Source organism: Streptococcus sp. k-90 (assembly GCF_013277565.1).
Lineage (GTDB): Bacteria > Bacillota > Bacilli > Lactobacillales > Streptococcaceae > Streptococcus.
In genome coordinates, this window is the sequence record NZ_VMNE01000032.1 from 1 (window position 1) to 5,606 (window position 5,606).

Annotated in this window: 1 protein-coding gene; it reads right to left on the bottom strand. The window is 38.8% G+C overall.

The window, feature by feature from the left end:
• On the bottom strand, window positions 1-5,549 hold a 5,549-nt coding region (locus HT734_RS09540), incomplete at its 3' end, for a Rib/alpha-like domain-containing protein (protein ID WP_240151652.1).
• Window positions 5,550-5,606 lie beyond the last annotated feature (57 nt).

Consider the following 5,606-nt stretch of genomic DNA (forward strand, 5'->3'; position numbering starts at 1 on the left):
TCTGTTCCTTTGTCTGCTTCTTCCTTATCAGTCAAGCCATCGCCGTCTGTATCCTTAGTTGTTGGATCTTCAGGTGAACTTGGGTCTGTAACAGTTACTTTAACTGGAACTTCTTCCTTAGAACCATCTGGGTAAGTTACAACTACTGTCGCAGGTTTTTCACCTGGTGTTGTTGTGTCTACTGGATCCTTGAAGGCTACTGTTGTACCCTTAGGAAGATCTTTCAAGTTACCGATTGAATCTTCTGCTTTTGGTTCAGTTCCTTTATCTACAGTTTGAGCTTTTGGTGTTGGCTCGTTCTTATCTGCATCTGTTGGTTTTGAACTTGGGTCTGTAACAGTTACTTTAACTGGAACTTCTTCCTTAGAACCATCTGGGTAAGTTACAACTACTGTCGCAGGTTTTTCACCTGGTGTTGTTGTGTCTACTGGATCTTTGAAGGCTACTGTTGTACCCTTAGGAAGATCTTTCAAGTTACCGATTGAATCTTCTGCTTTTGGTGTTGTTCCTTTGTTTACAGTTTGTGGTTTAGCTGTTGGTTCGTTCTTATCTGCATCTGTTGGTTTTTTAGTTACAAATTCTGACAATGGTTTCTTATCTTGAGAACCATCTTTATAAGTTACAACAAGATTTCCATCTGCATCTTTTTCGATTGATTTAATCTTAGCATCTTTATCAGCTACAGCTTGACCTTTTTTGTCTGCAAAGTTAGCATCATCGTTGTTTTGAGAGTACTCAAGTTGGACTTTTTCTTTGATTTTAGCCAACTCAGCTTCTGTTACGTTAGCTGGATCTGCTACAGTAACTTTTTCAGTTGGAGTTGCAATATCATATTTTTGAGTTTGTCCCTTAAGCATAACACGGAATGCACCTGGATCAGTTGCAGTTGAGCTACCTACTGCTTTATTCTCAATAAATGCACCATCTTTATCCGTTGCAGTTGCATAACGCCATCCTAAAGCCATACCTTCTGGATTTTCTCCTTTAGTTGCTGCCTCTAGTTTGTCTTTTGCTAAACCATCTGTCGCTGCTGGAGTACCTGAATAAGTAATGACTGCTGGGGCTTTTTCTGTCGCTGGAGTCTCAGCATTGATAACATTTGCTTTAAATCCATATTGTGTATTGATAGTATTTGCTTCACCTGCAACATCAGCAAACGCTTTGTTACCACCTTGTTTTACAGTAGCACTTGCAATTTTTCCGCTATCATCTTTGAATTTAATATCAAATGAGTTTTCTTCTCCAGCGTATACATAAACTTCTTTAGTAGCTTTATTAGAGTAAGGAATCTCTACTGTTGGTGCTACTACTGTTGTTTCTTTAGTTACAAATTCTGATAATGGTTTTTTATCTTGAGAACCATCTTTATATGTTACAACAAGATTTCCATCAGCATCTTTTTCGATTGATTTAATCTTAGCATCTTTATCAGCTACAGCTTGACCTTTTTTGTCTGCTAAGTTAGCGTCATCATTGTTTTGAGAGTACTCAAGTTGAAGCTTCTCTTTGATTTTAGCCAGGTCAGCATCTGTTACGTTAGCTGGATCTGCTACAGTAACTTTTTCAGTTGGAGTTGCAATGTCATATTTTTGAGTTTGACCCTTAAGCATGACACGGAATGCACCTGGATCAGTTGCAGTTGAGCTACCTACTGCTTTATTCTCAATAAATGCACCATCTTTATCCGTTGCAGTTGCATAACGCCATCCTAAAGCCATACCTTCTGGATTTTCTCCTTTAGTTGCTGCCTCTAGTTTGTCTTTTGCTAAACCATCTGTCGCTGCTGGAGTACCTGAATAAGTAATGACTGCTGGGGCTTTTTCTGTCGCTGGAGTCTCAGCATTGATAACATTTGCTTTAAATCCATACTGAGTATTGATAGTATTTGCTTCACCTGCAACATCAGCAAACGCTTTGTTACCACCTTGTTTTACAGTGGCACTTGCAATTTTTCCGCTATCATCTTTGAATTTGATATCGAATGAGTTTTCTTCTCCAGCGTATACATAAACTTCTTTAGTATCTTTATTAGAGTAAGGAATCTCTACTGTTGGTGCTACTGCTGTTGTTTCTTTAGTTACAAATTCTGACAATGGTTTTTTATCTTGAGAACCATCTTTATAGGTTACAACAAGATTTCCTTTGTCATCTTTTGTTACTGATTGGATCTTAGCATCTTTATCAGCTACAGCTGTACCTTTTTTGTCTGCTAAGTTAGCATCATCGTTGTTTTGAGAGTACTCAAGTTGAAGCTTCTCTTTGATTTTAGCCAAGTCAGCATCTGTTACGTTAGCTGGATCTGCTACAGTAACTTTTTCAGTTGGTGTTGCAATGTCATATTTTTGAGTTTGTCCCTTAAGCATGACACGGAATGAACCTGGGTCCGTTGCGTTTGAAGCATTTGTTGCTCCATTCTCAATATATGCACCATCTTTATCCGTCGCAGTTGCATAACGCCATCCCAAAGCCAAACCTTCTGGATTTTCTCCTTTAGTTGCTGCATCTAGTCTTTCTTTTGATAAACCATCTGTTGCTGCTGGAGTACCTGAGTAAGTAATGACTGCTGGTGCATCTGCTGTCGCTGGAGTTTCAGCATTGATAACATTTGCTTTAAATCCATACTGAGTGTTGATAGTATTTGCTTCACCTGCAACATCAGCAAATGCTTTGTTACCACCTTGTTTTACAGTAGCACTTGCAATTTTTCCGCTATCATCTTTGAATTTGATATCGAATGAATTTTCTTCCCCACCGTATACATAAACTTCTTTAGTAGCTTTATTAGAGTAAGGAATCTCTACTGTTGGAGCTACTACTGGAGTTGCTGGATTTACTAGATATGCTGCTGCAATCTTATCTTTTGATCCATCAGGATAAGTGATAGTAAGATTTCCTTTTTCATCCACACTGTATTGTGAATTTGCTGGAAGACTCGGGTTAGCAGATTTCACTGCTTCGATAATCTTGTTCTTTTCAGTTTCACTAACGCCGTTAGAATCTGCAATATCTACTTTTGTACCTGCAACTGGTTCATATTTCTTAGCAGTCTCAAGGACTATTACTTTAAGTTCTCTGTATATCTTTGTTGGTTTATCTCGATTACTTGCATGAAAGACAATACTGTTAGTTCCTGCTGGCTGATCCATTGCAACAGTACCACTATATTTAGCATCACGTTGGTTAATCGTAGCTCCATTTGAAGATCCTAGGTATCCCCCTGATGGTAATACTCCTTTTATAGCTGTCGGATTTTTCTCAACTGAAAATTTCTCTAAAGCTGTAGCTTGAGCTACAACATCAACATCAATTTTATCACCAGGATATACTGTAATAGTCTCTTTACTTACTAATAGTCTAGTATCATTATTACCAGTAACCCCACCATCAATAATAGTTAATGGTGTTTTCGTAACTGTAATCGGTGCACTCTTAGCTGACTCTGTTCCACCTGCTGGTGTTGAAGTAGCTGTAATCTCTCCTTCTGGAAGACTGTTTGTAGGGTGAACAGTTGCTACACCTTGGTCGTTAGCTACCGCTTCACCGATCACAACACCATCTGTGTTGTAAAGCTTAACAGTTGAACCTGCTGGTGCTTTGATAGTCACATCCGCTGGCGTACTTGCTTTACCTGCCAAATCATTGACAATTTCTGGACCACTAGTTGTTGGTGTTGCTGCTGGATTGTTAGTCGCTGCACCTGCCGCTGGTTTGTTAGTTGCTGCACCTGCCGCTGGTTTGTTAGTTGCTGCATCTGGCGCTGGCGTGCTTGGTTTTGGTGCTTCTGGTTTTGGAGTAACTGGCTTAGCTGGTGCTACTGCTTCTTTTTCAACAATTACTTTTACAGGAACTTCTTTTGTAGATTTATCCGGGTAAGTTACAACTGCTGTTGCTCGTTTTTCACCTGGAGTTTGTGTATCTACTGCATCCTTGTACTTAACTGTTGTTCCTTTTGGAAGAGTATCTAAGTTTCCAATTGATTTTGTCGCATCTGGTTTTTGACCAACTTTTACAGTTTGATCTTTCGCTGTTGGTGTGGAAACATCAGACTGCCACATCTTTATAGGGTTAGTTGCAATGTTGGCGAAACCTGCATTGGCACCAGCAGTGGCGCTACGCATCATACCAAACACAACCTTCATATCTTTCAACTGTTCGTTAGATGTTGTTGCAGGAACTTCAGTTCTAAAACTCCATGCATAGCCATCATAACCTGAACCACCCGTAGTCGAACGATCCACAATCAAACGTTTGTCATTCAAGGCAACATTATCCAATAACTCTTTAGTTCTCGGAGAAGAATTAGATGCCGCACTCTTGAAATATCTGTCCTCCTGACCGGCAAGTTTTTCTATAGAACGACCATAGATACCACTTTCCCAACCAGAAGCCAGAGAAAAGGTATCTTTTTTGTCTAATGGTAATCCAGCAGCTGTAGCTGGTGCTGGATTTTCAAACGTTACAGAACTACTCAATGCTGAACCATCAGGTTTTGTACGTTCAAGTTTTTTAGTTTTAGGATTTAATTTACCTTGGATTGGAGAGTTATATTTTGCACGTGTAATGCTAGTTGGCATATTAACTTCTGCAGGAATTTGGATGAAATTTCGATATACATCTCCTCCATCTGTATTATACGTATTAGATAGATTTTCTGCATGATCATTATAAAAGACAAGCCAATCTAATGAAGTAATCTTCCCACTAGCGTCTTTATTATATTTAACTTTATAATTTGTAACTCTAGAAACTGCATTAACAGCGTCATCTGTAGACGTGGCTTTATTAACATCATTAAGGATATAGGTATCACTATGACCATTTGCGGCTGCATTTGTACCTTCTGAATAGGCAACTTCCGCTCTAAAAGCATTATTCTTATCTAATGCTTTACCGTTACGTGAGTCGTTAGATCCTGTGTTTTCGATTGAGTTAGATTCTGATTTTTTCTCAGTGTTTTCTGCTTTTTTACCTACAGTTGGTTGTCCGTTAGTAGTGTCTACTGCTGGAGTTTCTTTTTTCTCTACAGGTTTGTTTTTTAATTTAGTGTTCGCTGTAGTTACTAATTTGCTGTAAGCTTTTTTAATTTCTGCTTGAGTTGTTGCGTTTGCTAATGTAGCTTTTGCAGCTTCTAAGTCAGCTTTTAATACCGCAACACTCTCTTCTGTTTTGTTTTCGTATGTTCCGTTAGCTAATTTTGCTTCGATTTCTGCAATGTAGTTTTCTAGTTTAGTTTTGTCTAAAGTTTTAACTTCTTTTGCAGTTTCTCCATCAAGTTTTTCTGCTACAGCTGGTGTTGTAGCAACTTCTGGCTTGATTTCTGCTACAGCAGCAGGTGCCTCATAGGTCTTGCCATCTCCGTTCGGTGTAGGGTTAACATCCCCAGTAGTCGAGTTATTTGCTACAGTAGTTTCTGCTGTGTTTGCATGAACCACTTGAGTAGCTAAGCTAGCTCCGACCGCAAAAACAAGAGAACAACCGAATAGGAAGTGCTTTCCTTTTTTGATCATTCTCCAGTTCTTTTGCTCTGCATTTTTACGATTAAAATACATTACATTTTCTCCTTTTGATTTCTAAAAAATAGCATGTAATACACATACACATACACA